The organism is Blautia sp. AF19-1 (assembly GCF_003479155.1).
Taxonomy (GTDB): Bacteria; Bacillota; Clostridia; order Lachnospirales; family Lachnospiraceae; genus Fusicatenibacter; species Fusicatenibacter saccharivorans.
The window spans coordinates 42,018-65,131 of sequence record NZ_QUGQ01000014.1; the positions used below are offsets into that span (position 1 = coordinate 42,018).

Genomic DNA, 23,114 nt, shown 5'->3' on the forward strand with positions numbered 1-23,114 from the left:
GACGGGAGGATACGACCCCCAGGCACAGCGGAGCGTCCGCCCCCCGCGGTGCTGTTTCGGAGGGGAAGAGGCTGTAAGAGGCCGAAAATTTGCTAAAACCGGAACCGGGCTCCGCAAACTCCCTTCGGTCAAACAGTGCTGCGCCCGGTCCCAACGCAAATTTCCGCCCTCTAACATCCTTACCCCTCCTGCAAATGCACCGCGGGGGGGCGGACGCTCCGCTGCGCCTGGGGACCCATCTACGTTTTGGCGGACGGAAGTGATTTACTCAATGGATGGATTCACTTATTCTTTAGAAATTTACTGTTTCTTTTAGAAAATAGACATACTTTGCTCACATTTCTTCCCTATACTATAACTTAGATAGTTGATGAACCACTCAAAACTATCTCCCCCCTCATTATGAAAGAGCAGCCCGCATATCCGCGGGCTGTTCTTATTTTTTGTCTTTTTGCACCCCACGTAACGTAAATGCCGCCTGCGGTCGGGGAAAACATCCCGACCGCAGGCGGCCTCACAATCTACCGTGGAATCACATTACTCTTCCGCAGCTTCAATTGCTGCAGTCTCAATAATAAATTTCACGCTTCCATCCATTCCATTTGCCTTACCACTGTAAGAAGTATAAGCGCATTTATCCGAATTCAGCGCCTGAATCCGATCCAGTACATCTCCCAGATCATCCTCAAAGGTACTCTTCAGCTTGCTGGTACCCTCTTCTTCAAACTTCTTCGTACCGTCAGCCAGTTCTTTCGCACCATCGGACAGCTCGTCAATACCATCAACAACCTTGCTGCTTCCCGATTTCAGATCAGAAGCTCCGTTTGCCAGAGAAGAAGTTCCATTTGCCAGTGTAGAAGCTCCGCTCGCCAGAGTAGATGCTCCGCTTGCCAGCGTAGAAGCTCCGCTGTTCAGTTCAGAAGCTCCGCTTGCCAGGGAAGAAGTTCCGTTTGCCAGTGTGGAGGCTCCGCTTACCAGCTGGGATGCTCCGCTTGCTACCTGAGAAGCACCGCTTCTTAAGCTTCCGCTGTTTGCAGAAAGTTTTGCAGATCCATCGCTTAACTGGCTTCCCAGCTGTCCAAGACCTGCGGTCAGCTGTGTCGTGCCGCCCTGCAGAGTCGTAACACCCTCAACCAGCGCCGGTGCATTTGCTTTCAGCTGGCTTGCGCCGGAAAGCAGCGTATCATTGTAAGCACTCAGCTGAGTAAATCCTGCGTTCAGTGCATTGATGCCTGCTGTTGCTTTTGCAAAACTCTCATTTGTGCTGCTGTACAGCTGGCTCACACCTGCGGACAGAGTACCGACGCCCTTGTACAGAGCGCTTCCGCCTGCATCAAGCTGTGCCACACCTGCGGTCAGTTTCTGCATTGCACCAAGATTCTGCTCAACAACTGCTTTATTATCGGTGATGGTCTGCATCTGTTTCTGCATGGTCTCAAGCTGCGGCATCAGAGCTGCAACCGTCTTCTGCAGATCACTGTACTGACTCTTGATGTCGCTCATCTTCTGCTGCATTGCTGCAAGACCGGAGAGATCCGGGCGCTCGATTTCGAAGTTCAGTTCCGGAAGAGTAATCTGCGGGGCTGTAACCGGAGTAACCGAAACGGTTCCTGCTGAAGCGGAAACGCTGACACTTCCGATCTGGTTTCTTGCTTTACTTAAGGAATCAGCAAGCTCTGTATTTCCAGCGCTCTTAGCTGCGGAAATCTGTGCATCCAGTGCAGCCGCTGCTGCAGAGAGCTGATCATTTGCCTGTTTTGCTGCATCGGCGGATGCCTGGCTTGCTGCTGCATCCGCTGCGCTCTGTGCTGCTGCTGTTGCTTCCTGGTTCAGCTGTGCTGCTGCTCCGTCTGCCCATGCCTGAACCTGTGCTGCCATCTGGGTTCCCATCTGCGTTGCCTGATTCGTGATCTGTGCCTCCAGACCGCTTAAGTAGCTCTCAAGTCCTTTGGACAGCGTATCCATCTGGCTCATCAGCTCGTTGCCGTTTGACATCATGCTGTTGACAGATCCTGCGATTGTGGTGTTCAGAACCTCGGAGAGCGCCTCGGTCTCGGAGATCAGGGTAGAACCGGTGCTGGTCATGCCGTCTACCATCGTCAGAAGGCTCTGTACATCGGTGCTCTGCAGCTGCTCGTTCAAACTGGTCAGTCCCTCGGAGAGTTGTTTTGCTCCTGCTAAAATATCATTCTCATCTTTTCCGTCGAGTGCTGCGTTCAGTGTTGCGATTGCACTGTTTACCTCGGTCAGGCCGTCTGCCAGAGGCTGAAGCTGCTCAGCGCCTGCTGCAAGCTGTTTCTCGCCTGCTACATAAGAAGCAACGCCGTCGGACAGCTGTGTTGTTCCGTCGGTGTACTGTTTTACGCCTGCAACGACTTTATTCACACCGTTTACATACTCGGTTACGCTTCCAGTCAGCACACCGTTCTTTCCAAGATACGTCTGGATTGCTTTATTCAGGGTATCAGCGCCCTCGGTGTAAGAGTTTACGCCGCTTGCCAGGGAAGAAGCTCCGCTGCTTAAGGTGGATGCTCCGTTGGACAGGGTAGCTGCTCCGCTGTTTAAGGTAGAAGCTCCGCTGTTCAGAGTAGAAGTTCCGTTTGCCAGAGTCGATGCTCCGCTTGCCAGTGTGCCGGCTCCGCCTGCCAGTGTGCCGGCTCCGCTGTTCAGCTCGTCAGCGCCGTCTTTTAACGTTCCGATACCGTCATCCAGCTCTTTGTAGCTGTCTTTTAAAGTATCCACACCATCGGAGAGTGCCTTGGAACCGTCAACCAGTTCCATTGCAGCATCCTCAAGATCACTCAGTGCATCCTTCAGGTCATCGTATCCGGTGATGTTGTCGGTATCGATGGTGTCGAGAACATCATCAAGTGCAACGGTGAAGGTAGAATCCAGAGAGAAGTTCTCCACATCTGCAGTGATCTCCAGGCTTTCCGGCAGTTCGAAATCGCTGTCACCGGATACCAGATCTTCAAGGGAATCGGAATTTAATCCCAGGCTTTCCTGCAGGCCCGGCATACCAAATCCGATTACGATGTTTCTGCTTCCATCGGAAATGACTTTACCATTGTCGATCTTGACATTGGAGAAAGTATCCTGCGGAAGAATCATTCCGGTCATCAGGACGAATGGGGTGTACATCGTCTCTTTCTTGCCGTTGATGTCAACCGTTGTCTTTGTGTTGTTTGTATAGTCAACTTTGATTTTCAGTTTTCCGCTCTTTCCGGCCAGGTCATCCGGTTTGATTTCCTTGCCGTCCAGATAATAGGTGAACTTCACGGAAACCGGAGGCTCTTTTGTGGTTGTTCCCTGATAATAGATATCCTCGCCGTCTGTCTGCCAGGTCAGCTTGTTTCCGCTCTGGGTGAACTCCTCGTCGCCCTTTACGTTTTTGATGTCCTTCAGTTCACTCTCATCTTGCAGGTTCTTTTCCGTTCCTGCGTTCTTCAGCCAGTTGGATACGGTAATCTGATCTTCCGATCCGTCTGCATTTGCATTTACATATACGGTTTCTTCTTTGGAAACCGCTGCGTCCTCTCCTGTCGCTGCATAAACCGGAGCAGCTCCCATAACAGCAGCCATACCAACAGCAAGACCAGACATCATCTGTTTTCTCAGTTTTCTGTTTCTATTCATTGTGATAAACTTCCTTTCTGTGGTTTTTATAATGGTTTTTTATGATGAAATCCAGGATCATAAGAGAAGTAAAACCCGCTCGGAGTAAGATACTGCGGGATACCGTTTCCCTCAGATCGAGGATGTTTTTCCTATGCCTTTCAATCATCTAATGTTATAACGCAAAAATGACTCTTAGTCAACATTAAATACTGCACAAAATTGACGATCGGTCATTTTTTTCTTCGTGCATAGTCACAAAAATGAGAAAATTAGTCATTTTCCCTTTGACAGTTTCCATGTATGATACCTATAATTATAGACAAGATAATGACACACGCTTTTGATATCTTTCATGAAAGGAGACTCTCTGTGGGAAAAATTGATAATAACAAACAAATGAAACGTGAGTCCCTTCTGGACTCTGCTTTCTCGCTCTTTATCGACAACGGCTTTAATAAAACCTCTATTTCGGACATCGTGAACAACGCCGGCGTTGCAAAGGGCACTTTCTATCTTTATTTCAAAGATAAATACGATATTCGAAATCATCTGATTGCGCACAAGGCAAGCCAGATATTCCAGGCAGCCTATGCGGATCTGCTGCGCCATCCGGACATCCAGGATTTTGAGGAGCAGGTGCTTTTCATCACCGACAATATCCTCGATCAGTTTGCTGCCAACCACAGCCTTGTGACGCTGATCTCCAAGCACTTAAGCTGGGGGTTCTTCAAAAATTCGCTTACATTTTCTCCGTTCAGTGACGCACCTGCTATCTACACGATTTACGAATCGCTGCTCTCTCACGCGGCATATACGTACCGCTCACCAGAGCTGATGTTCTATATGATTCTGGAACTCGTAAGCGGCACAAGCTACAATGCCATCCTGTATCAGCAGCCAATCCCGCTTGAGGACTTAAAGCCGGAGCTCTACGACGCCATCCGCGGCATTTTCAAACAGTTCCGGATCCGTAAAAAACGGAATGTAACAGAAAGTACGGAAAAAACAATTTCGTCAGCACAGCAGCCTGATCATCCGGCTCCATTAAGGGCAGCGCAATAAAAAAATACTTTCGCGGAATCTTCCAACCAAAGAAACCACGAAAGTATTTTTTTGTCTTTTTTATGATACCTGCGTTTCCAGATATTCGGCAATCCGCTGCTCCATCACCGGGACGAGCCACTCAGCGTAGCCGGCCTTCATCGGATGGATCGGATCCTGGAGATACAGTTTCCGTTTTTCCGGCGAAATGCTGTTGATCCGTTCGTCATTCCAGAAATCAATCACGCCGATCTGCCATTTTTCCTGAATTTTCAGAAGTGCTTCCACCATCTTTGCGTACGTATCGGAATCATACTGTGGGTTAGTGTAGAACATGACCCGGCAGTGCCACGTTTCTTTTGCATACGCAATGATGTACTCGATCGCACCGCAGACGGTTTTGACATCGAAGCTGTCCAGATCACGGGATTCCGAAATTTCGCCGAGCGGGCTGTTGCGCGTTGCATCGTTCGTGGAAAGCTGGCAGATAAACAGATCCACCTGACGCTCCGGGTCGAGATTGTCGCGCATGCGCTCGATGTAGGAATCCTCACAGTTATCAATCAGCGTTGTTCCATTGACCGCTTCTTTGATGCAGATACAGCTGTCTTTTTTCGCTATGTACTCCGCGAACGCATTGTTGTGGGCCGCAAATCCCTTCGTCACGGAAGATCCCAGGAAGACAACCGTCTTTCCTTTTAACGGACTCGTCTTTTTAAACGGGATCCGGGAAACATCGTACCGGACGGAATTCCCTTTTTTGAAGTAACCAGTTTTCTTATTCATTCTATATACGCCGCCGGCAGCTAAGGCTGCGCCTCCTGCTGCCAGGATTCCGGCTATGATTTTTGCATCCATGGGTAAACCTCCATTATCTGAGTCAGTACAGATTTACAGATCCTTTCGGATCTTTTTTCGAATACCCCTATCTTACATCATTTTTTCGAAAATGCAAGTAAACTTTGTTGTCGATTTTGTTCCGATTTTGTTAACAAAGTTCGGCTTTTCTGTGTTTTGGTCGAATCCGCAGCGGTTCTGGCGAAAGCTTTCACCACTTTTTCCAAAAAAAGATTGACTCTCAAGTGTACTTGAGTGGTATAGTGAGAGTAAGATTTTATTTTATCACAAAGGAGAATTCTGTCATGAAAGAAACGGTTTTAGGCAGTCATCTGAGAAAAGTTCCTTCGATTGCAGTCGGATGCATGCGGCTTTCCGAAAAATCGAAAGACGAGATGAATCATTTCATCCATTCCGCGCTGGAACAGGGCGCATATTTCTTTGATCATGCTGATATTTACGGCAGCGGCATGAGTGAAACAGTTTTCGGTGATGCATTTGCCTCCGATCCTTCCCTGCACCGCGAGGATGTTCTGATCCAGTCCAAATGCGGCATCCGCCAGGGCTGCTATGATCTGTCAAAAGAGCACATTCTGGAATCGGTGGACGGTATTTTAAAACGGCTGCAGACCGATTATCTCGATCTTCTGCTGCTCCACCGCCCGGACGCCCTCGTAGAGCCAGAAGAAGTTGCAGCAGCGTTTGATGTTCTGTTTGAGAGCGGAAAGGTCCGCCATTTCGGTGTTTCCAACCACAAGCCGATGCAGATTGCGCTTTTGCAGAAATATGTCCGCCAGCCGCTCGTTGTCAATCAGGTACAGTTCAGCATTCCGGTTTCCAATCTTGTCGCCAACGGCATGGAAGTTAATATGGAGACACCGGGCTCGGTTGACCACGACGGAAGTCTGCTCGACTACTGCCGGCTCCATGATATTACGCTTCAGGCGTGGTCGCCATTCCAGATGCCGTCATGGAAGGGATGCTTCCTTGGAAGTGACGAGTATCCGGAGCTGAACCAGAAAATCCGCGTGCTGGCCGAAAAATACGGTGTCAGTGATACCACGATTGCAGCGGCGTGGATTCTGCGCCATCCGGCGAATATGCAGCTCGTCACCGGTACGGCAAGTGAAAAACGCCTGAAAGAGATTATCGCGGCATGCAATATTACGCTGACGCGGGAAGAATGGTATGAGCTGTATCTGGCGGCAGGTCATCCGCTTCCGTAAGTTTTTCTGTCCGCCCGTATGCGGAGCAAGGCTAAAATCCGTTTTTCGGATCCGGGATTGATTTATAACATCGGAAAAGCATTCCTTTGGATCTTGTCGATCTTCCGGAATGCTTTTCCCTTTTTCCTTTTCTTTTTTCATACAGCTATCTGCAATCCGCATTTGCTGCCTGCCCATAACCAAACAACTGCTCTGTGATTTATCAGATCTCTCCCACCAGATATCCCTGTTTTCCGTCGCGCAGGAAGATCGGCAGTGTTTCGATCGGTGCCTCGATTTCGTAGGCTTTTCCGCCCTCATAAACATCACCGGTATTTGCCAGTGTCCAGGATGCACCGGCCGGCAGATAAACGGTACGGCTCGTTGCTTTTGCCCGGACAATCGGTGCTACAAGGATGTCGGAGCCGAACATGTAAGCATCGGAGATGTCCCAGCACGCTGCATCCTCCGGGAACTCATAGAACATCGTTCTCATGACCGGTGTTCCTTTTTCGTGCGCTTCTGCCATCAGGCTTCTCGTGTAATCGCGCATTTTTTCGCGGACACCGATGAATTTTGTCAGGATTTCATAATTTTTCTCTCCGAAGCTCCATACCTCGTTGTCAGCTCCGGTTCCCTCACGCACTTCGCCAGCCTTGTTGATGATCTCTTCTCTTGGTCCCCGGTTTCCGTGAATACGCATAACCGGGCAGAAGGTGCCAAACTGGAACCAACGCACAAGCAGCTCCTGGAAGTCCGGATCTTCGGTCACACCGCCGTGGAATCCACCGATATCGGTCGTCCACCACGGAATACCGCAAAGTCCCATATGAAGGCCTGCACAGATCTGTTTGCGGAAATCCTCGTAGGTTGAGAAAATATCCCCGGACCACACGAGCGCACCGTATTTCTGGCTTCCGAGCCATGCACAGCGCACAAGGTTGACAATATCTTCCTGCCCATTCTCTTTTTGTCCTTCGTAGAACATGCGGGAATACTCTCTCGGGTAAATATTTCCGATCTCTTCCACCGGGCCTGCGGCGTAGCGGTAGCACTCATACTCGTACGTCGAAAATTCCGGCTCTGCTTCATCCAGCCAGAACGTACGGATGCCGAGATCTGCATAGTTTTTCTTTACTTTTTCCCAGACATACTTTCTCGTTCTCGGATTCGTTGCATCCAAAAAGACATTATTTCCATGGAACAGCATCTGAACATCAACACCTGCATTACTCTTCACGAGAAGTCCCTGCTGTTTCATTTCTTCGTAATTTTCACTTCTCCAGTCGATCTGCGGCCAGATGGAAACCATCGTCTCAATGCCCATCTCGTGCAGCTCATCGATCATTGCCTTCGGATCCGGGAAGTATTCCTCGTCAAAACGGTAATCACCGCATCTTGGCCAGTGATAGTAGTCGATCACAAAAACATCCAGCGGAATGCCGCGTTTTTTGTACTCGCGCGCCACGTTCAGAACCTGCTCCTGGTTGTAGTAGCGCAGCTTGCACTGCCAGAAGCCAAGGCCGTACTCCGGCATCATCGGAACTTTACCAATGGCATCTGCAAAGTGCTCTTCAATTTCTGCCGGGGTATCGCCTGCGGTTACCCAGTAGTCGAGCTGCTTTGTGGTGCGTGCCAGCCATTCCGTTGTGTTCGTTCCGAAATGAACCTCACCGACCGCTGCATTGTGCCACAGGAAGCCGTAGCCAAGGCTCGATACATAAAACGGAATGCTCGCCTGCGAATTACGGTGCGCCAGTTCCAGGTTGCATCCCTTCAGGTTCATTCTCTCCTGCTGATACTGTCCCATACCGTAAATCTTCTCATCCGGGTTGGAATCGAAGGATACTTTCAGCTGATAAGCGCCTCCCTTTAATGCACGGTAATCGTGTGCGCGCAAGCAGAGCGCTCCGCCGTTTGCGATCTCGGAGAGCAGCACCTCGCCCTTCTGATTCAGGAACGTAATCCGCAGCTTCTGTCCCCACGGCTGAAGCTCGAGAACCGCCTGGATTTTACCGTTTTTGATCGTCGCTTTCAGTTCATCCACCAGCTCAATTTCCGCTTCCACCGGTTCCGGATCAAGCAGTGCAATGCTTCCCTCTTCTATCTCCGAAAGAAGCGTACCTCTCACCCGAAGACTGTCCTTCTGCCACGGCTCCACCCGGACCGTCTCCCCATCCTGCCGGAAAATCAGCGCATTTCCCTGTTTTTCAAAATACTGCATAAAACCCTCCCTTTCCAGAACCCGCCGTTCCAAACGCATGCATGGGCTCTGCTCTTTTCGTTTACTTTCTACTTAGCATTATACTAACATTTCCGGCAAAATACTTGATCTTAATTTTCATGTTCTAACACTATTTTGATCTTTTTCAATTATTTCCCATTGAAATAAAGCTCTTTCTTAAGGAATCGGAATTCACCTTTCCCCTGCGTCCGTTTTTCAACGCAAAGAACCCCCGGAGCCATTACAGCCCCGGGGGTTCTCAGTATTTCATTTATTATGCAAGCTTCAAAGTATTAACCTTAACTCCAGGTCCCATAGTAGGAGCCAGAGTAACGCTCTTCAGGTACTGTCCCTTCAGAGTAGCCGGTTTTGCTTTGTTGATTGCACCGATCAGCGTCTGGAAGTTGTCGCTTAACTGCTCCTCAGTAAAAGAAGCTTTTCCGATTGGCACGTGGATAATGTTTGTTTTGTCAAGACGATACTCAATCTTACCTGCTTTGATCTCTTTAACGGCTTTGGTAACATCCATAGTTACGGTACCAGCCTTCGGGTTTGGCATTAAACCTTTCGGTCCAAGTACACGGCCCAGACGACCAACAACACCCATCATATCCGGTGTAGCAACAACAACGTCGTAATCAAACCAGCCATCGTTCTGGATTCTCGGGATCAGCTCCTCAGCTCCAACGAACTCTGCACCTGCTGCAACAGCCTCATCAGCTTTTGCGCCTTTAGCGAAAACAAGTACACGAACCTGTTTTCCGGTACCGTGCGGCAGAACAACTGCTCCACGGATCTGCTGGTCTGCGTGACGTCCGTCACAACCAGTTTTGATGTGAACTTCGATTGTCTCGTCAAATTTAGCAGTAGCTAATTTCTTAACTGTGGAAATAGCATCTGCCGGATCGTACTGAATGCTACGATCAACTGCTTTTGCAGCCTCTAAATATTTCTTACCATGTTTCATTGTCTAATAACCTCCTGGTGGTAGTTGCGGGAATCTCCCTCCCACGTCAATACGAGAAGATGTAAACTCTTCTTCTAAATTAGTCCTCTACAACGATACCCATACTTCTTGCGGTACCTGCGATCATGCTCATAGCTGCCTCAACAGTTGCTGCATTCAGGTCTGGCATCTTCATCTCTGCGATCTCACGAACTTTGTCCTTAGAGATAGTAGCAACTTTCGTTTTGTTCGGAACGCCGGAACCAGATTTCAGGTTGCAGGCTTTCTTAAGCAGAACTGCTGCCGGAGGAGTTTTGGTTATGAAGCTGAAACTTCTGTCTGCATATACAGTGATAACTACAGGGATGATCAGGTCTCCCTTATCTGCTGTTCTTGCGTTGAACTCTTTGGTAAACTGTACGATGTTTACTCCGTGCTGTCCAAGTGCAGGTCCAACCGGTGGTGCTGGTGTTGCTTTACCAGCAGGAATCTGTAATTTGATATATCCTGTAACTTTCTTTGCCATTTTACGGCACCTCCTAAATAAATGTGGTAATTGCGGGAATTTCCCTCCCACGAAACGCCCCTGGGGCATTTCTTACATCTTCTTGACTTCTGCGAAACTTATTTCTACCGGCGTTTCGCGGCCGAACAGCTCAACATTGATGGTAACCATCTGTTTTGTATCATTGATACTCTGAATCAGTCCGGTTGTATCCTTCCATGCGCCGCCTGTTACAACGACTGCATCGCCGACTTCAAGGTCAAGCTCAACCTTTTCCTCACCACCGGTGATTCCAAGGTTCACCATTTCCTCATCCGTAAGCGGTACCGGCTTGGATCCCGGTCCTACGAAGCCCGTAACACCTCTGGTATTGCGGACAACATACCAGGTATCGTCGTTCATGATCATGTTGATCAAAACGTAGCCCGGAAACAATTTCCGGAGTACCTGTTTCTTGGTTCCGTTCTTGACTTCAACAACTTCTTCCATAGGAACACGTACTTCCAAAATCTGATCCTCAAGATGACGGTTCTCAATTGTTTTCTCAATATTGGCTTTTACTTTGTTTTCATAGCCCGAATAGGTGTGGACTACATACCAGTTTACTTCTGACATTCTGACACCTTTATCCTTATTTGATCAATAAATTGACGAACTCGATTACAGCGCTGTCAACCAGGGTGATTAACCCGCAGGTTACTGCAGAGATCGCTACGACTGCAACGGTCTGCTTGCCCAGCGTTTTGTTGTCAACCCAGATGATTTTTCTGAACTCTGCTTTCAAGCCCTTGAACCAGCTCTTTTTGGATGCTTTTTTTTCAGTTTCTGCCATTGGATCACCTCTTACCAAAGATTATTTGGTTTCTTTGTGCATTGTGTGCTTTTTGCAGAATCTGCAGTACTTCTTTGTCTCCATTCTCTCAGGATGGTTCTTTTTCTCTTTTGTCATGTTGTAATTACGCTGTTTGCATTCAGTACATGCCAATGTGATTTTTACGCGCACGACTTCCACCTCCACTGTGTATTTGCGTTATCGCTTGTGATCCTTGCGGATCAGCGGCGGTCTCTTCATTTCTGCCCTGTTTTTGCTGCTCGTACTTCAGCAATTTCAGGCATAAAAAAAAGACCTTCTTCCATGTCGCTGGTTTATTGTAGCACAGGAACTGCCTGTTGTCAACAAAATTCACCAAAGTACGCTGAGATTTTTTATCAGGATCGTATCGTTTACTGGTTTCCGACGAACTGTAACACCCTGTTTGTTCGAGGCGGTTCCGGACAGGAAATGATTCTGCGCGCAATTTTTCCTGCGCGCAGAACCATTCTCTTATTCTTTCCCCCCAAAAAGCCTTACGCATCCGATCTGGAATACGCGTTTTTCATCTGGTTGCTGAGTTCAAAGAGTACCTTGTGCAGTGTTGCACCCGTCTCCTTTTTCAGCATTTCAGCGATTTTGTTGTTTGCTTCTTCTCTCAATTGTGTCTGTTTTGTTTCGTCTGTCTCCCCTGCAAGCAGCGCATCGTACTGATGGATCAGTGCATGGCCTTTTGCCATCACCTTTTCCTGATACCGCTCAATGTGGAAGATAGAAGACTTATAGGATGCATCTGCCATTGCTGCCACCATGCGGCTTGCCCAGTAGAAGTTATCTGTGGAAACCTCTCCCGTTGTGTTGGAAAGATACTCCGGTGTTGTCGTCACATCGGTGTAGAACGGAACCAGCACATTGAATGCATTTGACGCAAATGCAATCCACTGCAGAATGCCGTTGTCTCCTTTGTGATCCGGGCGCATCTGGATGACAGAAAGGAAATCGGTCCGATTGACACCGATGGAGCGGTATGCCCCTTTCCACGATTTATCGCCGTATGCGGCATACGGGTCGTACGGTGTTCCCTGATAGTGAGAGGACAGTACGTATTTCACATCCTCTACGGTGATCTTCTTCTCCGGAACCATCATCCACGGAATATCGTCAGATACTGGTGTGTAATCGGCATCCGGTCCGTCCCATTTTTTCGTGTGCGGGTTCAAATAGCGCTCCATGAACCAGGCACGCGGTGTATTGTAAACGTGATCGGAATCATCGTGGCTTCCGAAGGCATCGCGCGGATTAAAATTTCCATCCATAGAAAGATCCAGATGATATGTTTCAATAAATTCTTTCAAGTCTGCTGAGCACATATATTCCTTCTGTTCGCCGAGTGCATCCTCCAGATCAAAATGGTCGATGCCAAGCTGGTTCGGCATGGCCACATAATGGTCATCCGGCACTTTCACTGCCATCCAGTGATGGCCGCCGATCGTCTCCAGCCACCAGATCTCATCGTGGTCCTGAAATGCAATGCCGTTCATCTCGTATGTACCGTACTGCTCCAGCAGGCTGCCCAGTCTTTTGACACCTTCTCTGGCGCTTTTAATATAAGGAAGAACAATATAAACGAGATCCTCCTCGCCGATTCCGCCCGGAACCTCTTCTTTTCCGTCTTCCGCCGGCTGATAAACGACAAGCGGATCAGCACCCAGCACACGCGGATTCGATGTGATTGTCTCGGTCGCAGTCATACCGACCTGCGCTGCATTCACGCCGCTTGCCGCCCAGACCCCCTCGCCTTTTTCTGCGTTTGGCACTGCAGTGTACCGCATCGGATTGTCCGGAAGCTCAATGGTCAGATGTGAAATCTCGGTTTTATAGGTTCTCGGCTGCTCCTCCGGTTGAATCACTACAAATTTTTTCGATGTATAATGGCCTGCACCGGAATCGTCGTTTCGCGCGATCATGGTGGAACCGTCATACGATGCTTTCTTTCCAACTAAAATGGTTGTACAAGGCATAGCTATAGCCCTCCTTTTGCTGTCTTATGCTTCCGATTATGACACTATAAACTGCGATTTGCAAGCACCATGTTATCTGTCATTTTTTTCGTTTTCTTCCTTTTTCACAAAATAAACCGTATCAATTCCTTCTCCCCTGTCATCCTTCAGCCGCCTGACAAGACTATATCCCAGCTTGTCCAGGATATGCTCCTGGGCCCCGTTCGTGGACCAGGTACGGAGAGTAATCCGGCTTCCCGGAAATTTTGCCGCGATGTCCTTTTCTGCTTCTGCATACATTACCTCCGAAATTCCCTGTCCGCGGTAATCCGGCCAGACGCAGAGGGTGGTCAGATAGCAGGAATCCGGATATGCTTCCAGATTTTCACAGTTAAAATGATCCTTCCAGGTCATAAAGGCCCGCACGACTCCCTCTTCCTTCCACAGCACCACATGCTGACTGCAGATATTTTCCAGATATTCTGCAATTCCATCCGTCTTTTCTTCTGTCTCGGCCCAGTTCGTCTGGGATGTACTGTTGCGGTGGGAAAGCGGCGGAACGAAGTCCTGATCGCACAGCTCCAGCAGCCGCCGGATTTCCTCTTTCTCTTTTCGGTCCTCTATCCCGTCCCTTACAACGACTCTGCTCTCGCAGCACATCCACGGAAGCCGGCATACGAGTGCTGCGGCTGCACACATGCCATCTTCTACACTGGCGGCATCAAGCCATTCTTCTCTGGTATGCGCTCCCCCGCCCCGGCAGAAACCGACACAGATGGCAGGAATATGCCGCGACAATGGGATATTACAATCTGTAGATGCCTCAGAGCATACCGGCTCTTCCCCGTCGGCTGCCTTCAGCGTTTTCTGCGCACACCGCGTCATACGTGCCATCTGGACAGGATCGGTTTCTCTTGCGCACGGCCGCTTTCCGACGAGCTCACAGGAATACTGTACCTCCTCACTCTGGCGTGCTGCTATGGTCTGCTCCAGATATGTTTCGCAGGCTTCCAGACTCCGGTAATCCTCCGAACGGAATTCAAACAGCATGGAGGCATCCTGCGCAATCGTATTAACAGAGGTTCCTCCCTCTATTTTTCCCACATTGTATGTTGTATGAGATGCTGCATCCGTCTGAAAACGGTAAAGCTCTCCGATCAGACCCGCAAGCTCTGCAATGGCATTTTTTCTTCCGAAATTCAGGAAAGAATGACCGCCCTTTGTTTTTGCCGAAATCCGATACCGGACAGACCCGATGCAGATGGGATACATTTTATCCCGATACAGGTCAAAGGCTGCCATTCCACACAGATTTTTTTCATAATGGTCGACAAGCGCGCGAACTCCGCACAGATTGCCAAGCCCTTCTTCTCCCAGATCCGCTGCAAAAATCAGACCGCATGGAAGCTCCGGCTCTGTCTCATGAACGTATTTTGCCGCCATCAGAAGCATCACGACATTCACGGTATCGTCTGTGATGCCGGGACAACGCCAGATCATTCCGTCTTCTTTAATCTCCAGCGGCTCCTCCAGCGAAAACACGGTGTCCAGATGCGCCGTATACAGAACCTTCTTTTCCTGTTCCGGCCGATACTCCCAGATTACATTTCCAAGCTCATCCGTATGAACTGACTCCATGCCCTGCTGTTTCATCCATTCCATGCAATATGCGATTCTCTGATCCTCTTTTCCCGTTTCCGTCGGGGTCAGTGTCAGCTCCCGCAGCGTCTGCAGCGCAAGTTCTTTGTTGTTCCGGCAAAAGTTTCGGTATTCCTCTTCTATTTCCCATTTTTTACGCATGAAGTACAATCCTTCCTTCTTTGTATTCCCATTCTGTTCCATATCTCTTGCTCACGCGGGTGAGATATTCTGCAATTTTTTCTGCTGTTTTTTCGTCTGCCACGTACGGAATATTTTTTTCTGCGTTTTCCCTGTCCATACCAAGCTCGACCGGCAGAAGCTCCAGATGTGTGCATTTTCCCTGACAGATCTCGAAATACGGCAGCACACTCCGATAGACCTCCGGAATTTCGTAGAGGGAATGTGAGGACTGCTCCTGCCGCCTGGCGATTCCGATGGATGCTGCCGTGTGAATATTCAGGCCATATTTTTCCATGTAGTCCGCAGGCAGAAGGCGTACATACTGATTTTCAAAAATAAAATTTCCGAGGCAATAGAAAATCGGACAGTCACGATACAGTTCGATTCCCTTCAGCTGATGCGTTCCGCCCCCGATCACCGCGCTGGCTCCCGCATCGATACAGGCGCGTGCAAATTCCTCCAGAAAATAATCCGCTTCCTCGTCATTGTCCTTACGGATTTCATGGGAATGTACCATAACCAGGACTGCCTCACATGTCATCTTCGCTTCCCGGATTGCATCGACGGTGCGTTTCACATCGATCGGATTCGGGCTGGAGCTTCTTCCCTCTGTTCCGTCCTTGCTGATTTCAAACATTTTCCCGCCAAATTCCATGACACCCTCGGGAAGCGGAGCGATAAATCCCTCCTGCCGGTGCAGATCCCGCAGTCCGTTGATTCCGGTCACCTCTGCAATCTTTGCAAGATCCTGCGCATGTTTCTCCGTAATGGTATATTTTTCCGAAAAGCGCAGCGGATTTAAGCCCGGCCTGCCAGGCTGCCGTTCCGTCTGGCTTCCCGCCCTGGCTGCATTTTCAAACGTAGAACAGATATCAATCACCGCAATCTGTCCCGCTGTTGTGTCCAGAATGGCAGGACGCGATGCTTCGTAAAGATTTTTGCCTGCTCCGGCATATGCCACATCCTTTTTTTTCAGTTCGCTGATCGTAGATGCAAGTCCTTCGTAGGAATAATCCATCGTATGATTATTCGAAATCCCAAGAAAATTAAAACCGTAACGCAGGGTATCTTCCAGACACTTCGCATCTGCAGTCAGCCATGTTCCGCCGGAATACGCCGATGCGTAACAGCTGCCGTCCGATATCGTTGTTTCCAGATTCGCCATCCGAACCTCTCCCTGCATCAGAAATTCGCGAATCGGCAAAACATCCTGATATCCCGGCAGAAGCCGTTTCATAATCAGAATATCACCCGCCGCCGATACTCTTATTGTTCTGTTCATTCTTTTTTTGCCTCCCGAACGATTCCTGCTCTCTGCTTTTAGAATCGCATCTTTATCCATTCTTATTTTTTCGTAACGGTTCAAAAGTCCCATCCCGGTTTTTCTTTCCTTTTACATGGTTCCAAATCGTTACTTTTTCTCTCTGTATCTGCTGCTTCTTTCTACCAGATCCGCAAAAAGGCGGTTCATCTCCGGCGCTGAGTGGATCAGCCCTTCCGGATGCCACTGTACGGCCACAATCTGTCCGTTGCGGCTTTCTATCGCCTCGATGGTTCCATCCGGCGCCGTTGCTGAAACCACGATGTCCTCTCCCGGCGTACGCACTGCCTGATGATGCATGGAGTTTACCGCATGGGTTCCCGCCCCAAGGATTTCTGCCAGATGGGTTCCCTCTTTAATTTCTACATGGTGATGCAGATACGACCGCTCCAGGGACTGCAGATGCAGAATTGTAGTTTCCTTCTGTGTATAGATATCCTGGTACAGATCACCGCCGCACAGGACATTTAAAAACTGAATTCCTTTGCAGATGCCAAGCATAGGCATTCCCATCTCTTTTGCTGCCCGTCCAAGTGCAAACCATGCCTCGTCGATCTCCGGGCGGATGGTCTGGATCTGCGGTTTTGGCTCTTCCCCATAATACCACGGATTTAAGTCCTCTCCGCCGGGAACCAGAATTCCGTCGCACACAGCAAGTATGCCTTCTGGATCCGCTTTCATGGCAACTGCCGGAATTGCCATAGGAATTCCGCCGTTATTCAGAACTGATTCGATATAATCGCTGTTGACATACATTCTCTCCGCACTTGAAAAAAGTCCCGGCTGTGTTTTATACGTATTTCCCAAGATTCCAATGATCGGTTTTCTCACTTGTAAACTCTCCTTTTTTACCAGATATGCCGAAAACGGCTTCACCTTTCCTGTGAACCCGCTTCCGGCATGCTTTTTCTTTCGTTATCGAATATTTTACAGTACATCCTGATGGCAGATATGACGGATCTTTTCCTCATCTAAAGCACGAATGACATTGGCTGCCATTGCGCTTGCTGCCTCCAGGTCTTCTTTTGCGCAGAAATTGTAATGGCTGTGCGCATAGCGGGATGGAACACCAAGCACCAGACACGGAACTGCTTTTCCTGTCACGCTGATTTTTGCTGCGTTTGTACTTCCGCCTCTTCTTACGCTCTCCTGGTATTTGATTCCGCATTTTGCTGCCACTTCCTCGGCCAGTGAAATAAACTGCGTATTGGAAATATAGCTGTTGTCCAGGATACGAATCTGAACACCCTTCTTCATGCAGCCCTGTGCCTGTCCTGCGCTGATGAAAAAGTCATCGGAAGGAGATCCTTCAAATACAATGGCAAGATCCGGTTTTACAATCTGGCTCGTTACCACAGCACCGCGGGTTCCGACCTCCTCCTGCGCCGCAAAGGCGCCGACAACATTAACTGCAAGAGAAGCCTGCTCCTTTTCCAGCTGTTTCATCGTATCTACGATGCACGCGCAACCGGCACGGTTGTCAAATGCTTTTCCGAAGCAGATTTCATGCTCTGCATCGTATTCAAAGGTTACATCCGGCATCATCGGATCACCGATATGGATTCCGAAAACGTTTTCAACCTCCTCGCGGCTGGTTGCTCCGACATCCACATACATTTTTTCAATTTCCAGAGTCTGACTGCTGCGTTCCGCTGTTGTCATGAAATGAACCGGTTTTGCGCAGATAATACCATGTACCATTTTTCCGGATCTGGTGCGGATCCATACCGCATGTGCCGGAAGGCTGGTCAGATGAAAGCCGCCAAGCATGATAATGCCAAGGCATCCGTTGTCCTGGATATTCTGTACCATGAAACCGCATGCGTCCAGATGGGCATCCAGCTGGATGACCGGACGGGAATCCTGCTTTGTTCCCGGCATCCGCACATACAGGTTATTCATTGCGTCATTTTCTACATCAAATTCTTTGCAGTAATCTGCTATGGTACGGATGACATCCTCCTCAAATCCACTTGGTCCAAATGCATCGGAAAGCTTACCAAACATTTCTATATCCATTGTTTTATCCTCTTTTCTTTGGGTTTCTATCAGATTTATATTCTTAATATACAACAAAGCAGTGTGCTGTGACAATATCCATCCAGCGATCTGTCTCCAGCTTATTTGTGAAGGTATCTACCCTCTGCATTCCCGGATAAAACGACATCGTGTACGCTTTTTTCCAGTCTTTATAGGTTACCTCATATGTAAAGTGCTCCGGAAGAGCCACCTGACACTCTTTTTTCTGTCCGGCAACTGCCTTTTTTACCCCTTCCCGGATTTCGGATATCACTTTTCCTTTCGCTTTGCACCACGTTGCCGCACCGACACCATGCTTCGTTTCCACTGTCGTAATGCCCGGAATCAGTTCTTTGGCCTGACGGCAGATCTCCTCATCTCCGGAAAGAAACAGCACCGGTACGTGATGTGATGCTGCTGTATAGCTGTTCAGCATGCACTCACTCATCACTTTTCCATTCAGATGAATATACAGGCTGTTTCCTGTCGATGTGTGGCTGATCGAAAAATTGGGATCTCCTGCCGGTGCATGGTATCCAAGATACAGTACGCCGTCATAGCTGTCGTCGATACCATACATCATATTATACGGATGACCACTCTTTCCCCGGATCAGGGTGACATACTCCGGCATTTTCAGCGGGTCAATGTTGGATGCATCTCCGTGACCGTCCTTTACGACAATCTCATCCGCGCCCGCTTCATGTGCTGCTTCGCATGCCGCAACGACCTCTTCGGTCATCTCCTCTGCAAATCTCTGGTATACGCTTTCCTTCTTATGTGTTTCATCGGTCAGTGCCACTCCGGCACAGCCCTCGATATCTGCACTGATAAAAAGCTTCATTTCTGCTGTTCCCTTCTTTCTTTATCATAAAGATGACAATATACGTAATGTCCGTCATCCACTTCATACCGCTCCGGTGCCTGTGTTTTGCAGCATTCCATGCATTTTGGACATCTGGTATGGAATTTGCAGCCTGTCGGCGGCTTGTGGGCGGATGGGATGCTTCCCTCAAGCAGAATTCTTTCTCTTTTTGCCGTCGGATCCGGAACCGGAACTGCGGAAAGCAGTGCCTGCGTATACGGATGCATCGGATTGCTGTAAATTTTCTCTTTTTCTCCGACCTCCACGAAATTGCCGAGATACATAACACCGACACGGTCACTGATGTATTCCACAACGCTCAGGTCATGTGCAACAAAAATATAGGTCAGATCCAGGTCATGCTTCAGTTCATTTAAAAGATTCAGAACCTGCGCCTGAATAGACACATCCAGTGCCGAAACCGGTTCGTCTGCGATGATCAGAGACGGTTCTACCGCAAGTGCACGGGCAATTCCGATTCTCTGACGCTGACCGCCGGAAAATTCATGTGGATAACGGTTTGCATGGTAGTCATCCAGTCCTACCCGGTGCAAAAGATCCAGCACTTTCTTTTCCAGATCCGCTTTATCCTGATACAGATGATGCACCAGCAGCGGCTCTGCAATGATATCAAAAACGGACATTCGTGGATTCAGGGACGCATACGGGTCCTGAAAAACCATCTGTACTTTTTTCCGGATGGAACGCATTCTCCGGTCATTGTACTCTGTAATATCTTCGCCATCCAGATACACATGGCCCGATGTCAGATTTTCCAGTTTGCAGACGCCTCTTCCCAGTGTGGATTTTCCGCAGCCGGACTCGCCTACAATTCCGAATACCTCGCCTTTTTTCACCTCAAAGGTAACTCCGTCTACCGCTTTGACGAATTCCTTTTTCCCAAATCCGCTTCCGGCAACCGGATAATAAATTTTCAAATCCTCTACTCTAAGTAATGTATCTGACATCCTAGTCACCTGCCTTCTCTACGTGATCTGTTTTGAGCTGTCCGCTTTCGCAGAGCCAGCATCTGCTGATATGGCCTTCTTCGATCTGGAAAAATCCCGGTTCTTCCTCGCGGCATTTTTCCGAAGCGTATGGACATCGCGGCTCAAATTTGCAGCCTTTCGGCATATATTTCGGGTTTGGAACGTTACCCGGAATCGACTTCAGTTCTTTTCCGGCGTCTCCCAGTCTCGGAATCGATCCCAGCAGTCCCTTCGTATACGGGTGGGACGGATTGGCGAAAATTGTTTTTACATCTCCGCGCTCTACCACGCGGCCGCAGTACATAACGGCAACATCATCGCAGACCTCTGCGACAACACCAAGATCATGTGTAATAAACAGGATGGATGTACCTGTCTCTTTTTTCAGCTGATTCATCAGATCCAGTATCTGTGCCTGAATCGTTACATCCAGTGCAGTCGTCGGCTCATCCGCAATCAGGATTTCCGGCTTGCATACAAGTGCCATGGCAATCATGACCCTCTGTCTCTGGCCGCCGGAAAGCTGGAACGGATACTCCTTCATCATATGTTCCACACGCGGAACACCGGTTTTCCGGAGCATATCTTCCGCCTTTTTCAGTGCCTCTTTTTTTGATATTTTTTCGTGCTGCAGAACACATTCTGCCACCTGGTCTCCAATCTTCATGACCGGATTCAGACTGGTCATCGGTTCCTGGAAAATCATGGAAATTTTGCTTCCGCGCAGCTTTCTCTGCTGTTCCTTCGTCAGCTTTACAATGTCATCGCCATCCAGCAGGATTTCGCCATCAGCAATTTTTCCTTTCGTTCCGGTCAGTAATCCCATCACAGAGAGGGATGTCACGCTCTTTCCACTTCCCGACTCACCTACGATGCCAAGCGTTGCGCCGCGTCGAAGCTCCACATCGACACCGTCTACTGCTTTGATCACGCCGCCATCGGTATAGAAATACGTATGTAAATTTTTTATCTCAAGTACGTTATCAGTAGCCACTTCTGCTCCTCCTTATCAATCGGAAAGTTTCGGATCGAGTGCATCGCGAAGTCCGTCGCCTAACAGGTTAAAGCTCAGTACGGTAAGGAAAATCGCAAGACCCGGGAAAATCGTCACATACATTGCACTTGCCATATAGTTTCTTCCGTTGGAAAGAAGCAGTCCCCATTCCGGTGTCGGCGGCTGTGCGCCCATTCCCAGGAAGGAAAGGCTCGATGCTGTCAGAATGGAAGATCCAAATGACATGGAATACTGTACAATGATGTCCGGAATGGCTCCCGGCAGAATATGGTGAAACAGAATTCTTGCATCGGAAACACCGATGTTCCGTGCCGCCAGGACAAAGACGGAATTTTTCAGGCTCAGCGTTTTGCTTCGGACAAGTCGTGCGAAGGTCGGTGTAGAAAAGACAGCGACCGCAATCACAACGTTTGTCATGCCGCTTCCGAGGATTGCCACGATGGCGATTGCAAGAATCAGTCCCGGAAAAGCGAACAGGACATCGCAGATTCTCATAATAATAGAATCAATCCATCCGCCGTAATATCCGGCCAGAAGTCCGAGAATGGTACCACAGACTGCACCGACCGTAACAGCGCCGAATCCGACTGCAAGTGAAATCCGGGTTCCACAGACGATACGGGAAAACAGATCCCGTCCAAACTCATCCGTTCCAAACAGGTGCTTCATACTTGGTCCCTGCAGAATCGCATTGTAATCATACTCATTGATTCCGTACGGCACAATTTTGCTTCCGAAAAACGCAAGGAAAATGAGAAAAATGATAAAACAAAGCGCAACTACTGCATTTTTCTGTTTTTTAAATTTTCGAACCATCTCAGAAAACGGAGTTTTAATTCTCTCCTGGTTCTCGGTCTGTACTTTTTTCTTTTCTTTCATTCCACTCATCTCCTACTGAAGTTTAATTTCCGGATTCAGAACCGCATAGAGGATATCGACAATCAGGTTGATGACGATAAACTGCAGCGAAAAGATCAGAATCAGGGACTGGATTGCCGGATAATCTCTGTAATTGACCGATTCAATCAGAAGGGAGCCAAGGCCAGGATAGGCAAATACCGTTTCTGTGACAACAGAACCTCCCAGCAGAAAGCCGAACTGCAGACCCACAACCGTCACGACGGAGATCATGGAGTTGCGGAAAACATGCTTCCAGATCACAACCTTTTCTTTGATTCCTTTTGCTCTTGCTGTTCTGACGTAATCTTCTTTTAAAACCTCAATAATGGAGGATCTTGTAAATCGTGCGATCACGGCTGCAATTCCGACGCCGAGCGTGATCGACGGCATAATCAGACTTTTCAGGCTTGTTCCGCTTGTTGTCGGCAGAATTCGCAGTTTTACCGCAAACAGCATAATCAGCAGAAAGCCGATCCAGAACGAGGGGAGTGAAATACCCGAGACCGCAATCGTCATTCCGGTATAATCCTGCCATTTTCCCCGGTGTGTTCCGGACCACACACCAAAGAGCACACCAACAACCGAGCTCCACAGCAATGTGACAAATGCCAGACGGACGGTATTTCCGAATCTTCCCGCAATTTCCTTTGTAACCGGCTGCTTTGTTCGAAGGGAGGTTCCGAGATTTCCTTTTAAAAGTCCTGTCACGTAGGTAACATACTGTGTCGGAATGGATTTATTGAGGCCAAGCTCTTCTCTTACTGCCTCTACGTCATCCTGTGTTGCCTGCTCTCCTGCAACGAGTCTCGCCGGATCTCCCGGAATCAGGCGGACAAAGAAAAATACAAATGTAACAACAATAATCAGTGTGGGGATCGTACCCACAATACGCTTCAGTATATATTTTGGCATATTGTATCTCCTACTTTCATGCTTATCCTACAGGTACAATCCCACGGATCACTGCCTGCTTTCCTGTTTGTAAGAAACCGGCGCC

General features: G+C 48.8%; 20 protein-coding genes. 2 read left to right on the top strand and 18 right to left on the bottom strand.

Going from position 1 to position 23,114, the window contains the following annotated elements:
- Positions 1-537 precede the first annotated feature (537 nt).
- A complete protein-coding gene (locus tag DWX26_RS10510; protein WP_118601392.1) occupies positions 538-3,636 on the bottom strand; it encodes a hypothetical protein in 3,099 nt (1,032 codons plus the stop codon).
- A 351-nt stretch (positions 3,637-3,987) separates the two neighbouring features.
- On the opposite strand from DWX26_RS10510, the gene DWX26_RS10515 reads away from it, so the two are divergent.
- Positions 3,988-4,680, top strand: coding sequence for a TetR/AcrR family transcriptional regulator (locus tag DWX26_RS10515; RefSeq protein ID WP_022463250.1), 693 nt, complete (start codon positions 3,988-3,990; stop codon positions 4,678-4,680).
- Between the two features lie 60 nt (positions 4,681-4,740).
- Here the strand turns inward: DWX26_RS10515 and DWX26_RS10520 are convergent, their stop codons facing one another.
- Complete coding sequence (locus DWX26_RS10520) at positions 4,741-5,517, bottom strand: SGNH/GDSL hydrolase family protein (RefSeq protein WP_022463249.1); 777 nt, start codon at positions 5,515-5,517, stop codon at positions 4,741-4,743.
- A 284-nt stretch (positions 5,518-5,801) separates the two neighbouring features.
- Between DWX26_RS10520 and DWX26_RS10525 the strand changes: the two genes are divergently transcribed.
- A complete protein-coding gene (locus DWX26_RS10525) occupies positions 5,802-6,722 on the top strand; it encodes an aldo/keto reductase (RefSeq protein ID WP_055226833.1) in 921 nt (306 codons plus the stop codon).
- Positions 6,723-6,924: 202 nt separating this feature from the next.
- On the opposite strand, the gene DWX26_RS10530 is transcribed toward DWX26_RS10525, so the two are convergent.
- From DWX26_RS10530 to DWX26_RS10605, 16 genes are all read right to left on the bottom strand, one after another.
- The gene (locus tag DWX26_RS10530; protein WP_055226831.1) at positions 6,925-8,925 is read right to left on the bottom strand and encodes a glycoside hydrolase family 31 protein; all 2,001 of its coding nucleotides are present in this window, start codon (positions 8,923-8,925) and stop codon (positions 6,925-6,927) included.
- A gap of 274 nt (positions 8,926-9,199) precedes the next feature.
- Positions 9,200-9,892: a 50S ribosomal protein L1 gene (gene rplA, locus DWX26_RS10535; protein ID WP_022463246.1), complete on the bottom strand. Its 693-nt coding sequence runs from the start codon at positions 9,890-9,892 to the stop codon at positions 9,200-9,202.
- Between the two features lie 79 nt (positions 9,893-9,971).
- Positions 9,972-10,397 carry a 50S ribosomal protein L11 gene (gene rplK, locus DWX26_RS10540; protein WP_022463245.1) on the bottom strand — a complete coding sequence of 142 codons (426 nt, stop codon included), beginning with the start codon at positions 10,395-10,397 and terminating at the stop codon, positions 9,972-9,974.
- Between the two features lie 72 nt (positions 10,398-10,469).
- Entirely contained in the window at positions 10,470-10,991 is a 522-nt protein-coding gene (gene nusG, locus DWX26_RS10545; RefSeq protein WP_022463244.1) for a transcription termination/antitermination protein NusG, read from the bottom strand.
- 16 nt (positions 10,992-11,007) lie between these two features.
- Positions 11,008-11,208 (bottom strand): preprotein translocase subunit SecE, encoded by a 201-nt coding sequence (gene secE / locus DWX26_RS10550; RefSeq protein ID WP_022463243.1) that lies wholly within the window; start codon positions 11,206-11,208, stop codon positions 11,008-11,010.
- Positions 11,209-11,229: 21 nt separating this feature from the next.
- On the bottom strand, positions 11,230-11,379 hold the full coding sequence (gene rpmG / locus DWX26_RS10555; protein ID WP_055219257.1) for a 50S ribosomal protein L33: 150 nt from the start codon (positions 11,377-11,379) through the stop codon (positions 11,230-11,232).
- 344 nt (positions 11,380-11,723) lie between these two features.
- Positions 11,724-13,208, bottom strand: coding sequence for a C69 family dipeptidase (locus DWX26_RS10560; protein WP_118601393.1), 1,485 nt, complete (start codon positions 13,206-13,208; stop codon positions 11,724-11,726).
- 72 nt (positions 13,209-13,280) lie between these two features.
- Entirely contained in the window at positions 13,281-14,987 is a 1,707-nt protein-coding gene (locus DWX26_RS10565) for a M20/M25/M40 family metallo-hydrolase (RefSeq protein ID WP_158580602.1), read from the bottom strand.
- Complete coding sequence (locus tag DWX26_RS10570) at positions 14,980-16,290, bottom strand: CapA family protein (RefSeq protein WP_158580603.1); 1,311 nt, start codon at positions 16,288-16,290, stop codon at positions 14,980-14,982. The genes DWX26_RS10565 and DWX26_RS10570 overlap by 8 nt, the downstream gene beginning before the upstream one ends.
- Positions 16,291-16,419: 129 nt before the next feature.
- Positions 16,420-17,160 carry a gamma-glutamyl-gamma-aminobutyrate hydrolase family protein gene (locus DWX26_RS10575; protein WP_055219249.1) on the bottom strand — a complete coding sequence of 247 codons (741 nt, stop codon included), beginning with the start codon at positions 17,158-17,160 and terminating at the stop codon, positions 16,420-16,422.
- 96 nt (positions 17,161-17,256) lie between these two features.
- Positions 17,257-18,348 (bottom strand): M42 family metallopeptidase, encoded by a 1,092-nt coding sequence (locus DWX26_RS10580; RefSeq protein WP_117802602.1) that lies wholly within the window; start codon positions 18,346-18,348, stop codon positions 17,257-17,259.
- Between the two features lie 43 nt (positions 18,349-18,391).
- A complete protein-coding gene (locus DWX26_RS10585; protein WP_117802603.1) occupies positions 18,392-19,192 on the bottom strand; it encodes a M55 family metallopeptidase in 801 nt (266 codons plus the stop codon).
- Positions 19,189-20,181, bottom strand: coding sequence for an ABC transporter ATP-binding protein (locus DWX26_RS10590; protein ID WP_055219243.1), 993 nt, complete (start codon positions 20,179-20,181; stop codon positions 19,189-19,191). Before DWX26_RS10590 ends, DWX26_RS10585 begins: the two co-directional genes overlap by 4 nt.
- A 1-nt stretch (position 20,182) precedes the next feature.
- The gene (locus DWX26_RS10595; RefSeq protein WP_055219240.1) at positions 20,183-21,196 is read right to left on the bottom strand and encodes an ABC transporter ATP-binding protein; all 1,014 of its coding nucleotides are present in this window, start codon (positions 21,194-21,196) and stop codon (positions 20,183-20,185) included.
- A gap of 15 nt (positions 21,197-21,211) precedes the next feature.
- Positions 21,212-22,096, bottom strand: a complete 885-nt coding sequence (locus DWX26_RS10600; RefSeq protein WP_055265632.1) for an ABC transporter permease subunit — start codon at positions 22,094-22,096, stop codon at positions 21,212-21,214.
- A gap of 12 nt (positions 22,097-22,108) precedes the next feature.
- Positions 22,109-23,029, bottom strand: coding sequence for an ABC transporter permease (locus tag DWX26_RS10605; RefSeq protein ID WP_022463233.1), 921 nt, complete (start codon positions 23,027-23,029; stop codon positions 22,109-22,111).
- Positions 23,030-23,114 lie beyond the last annotated feature (85 nt).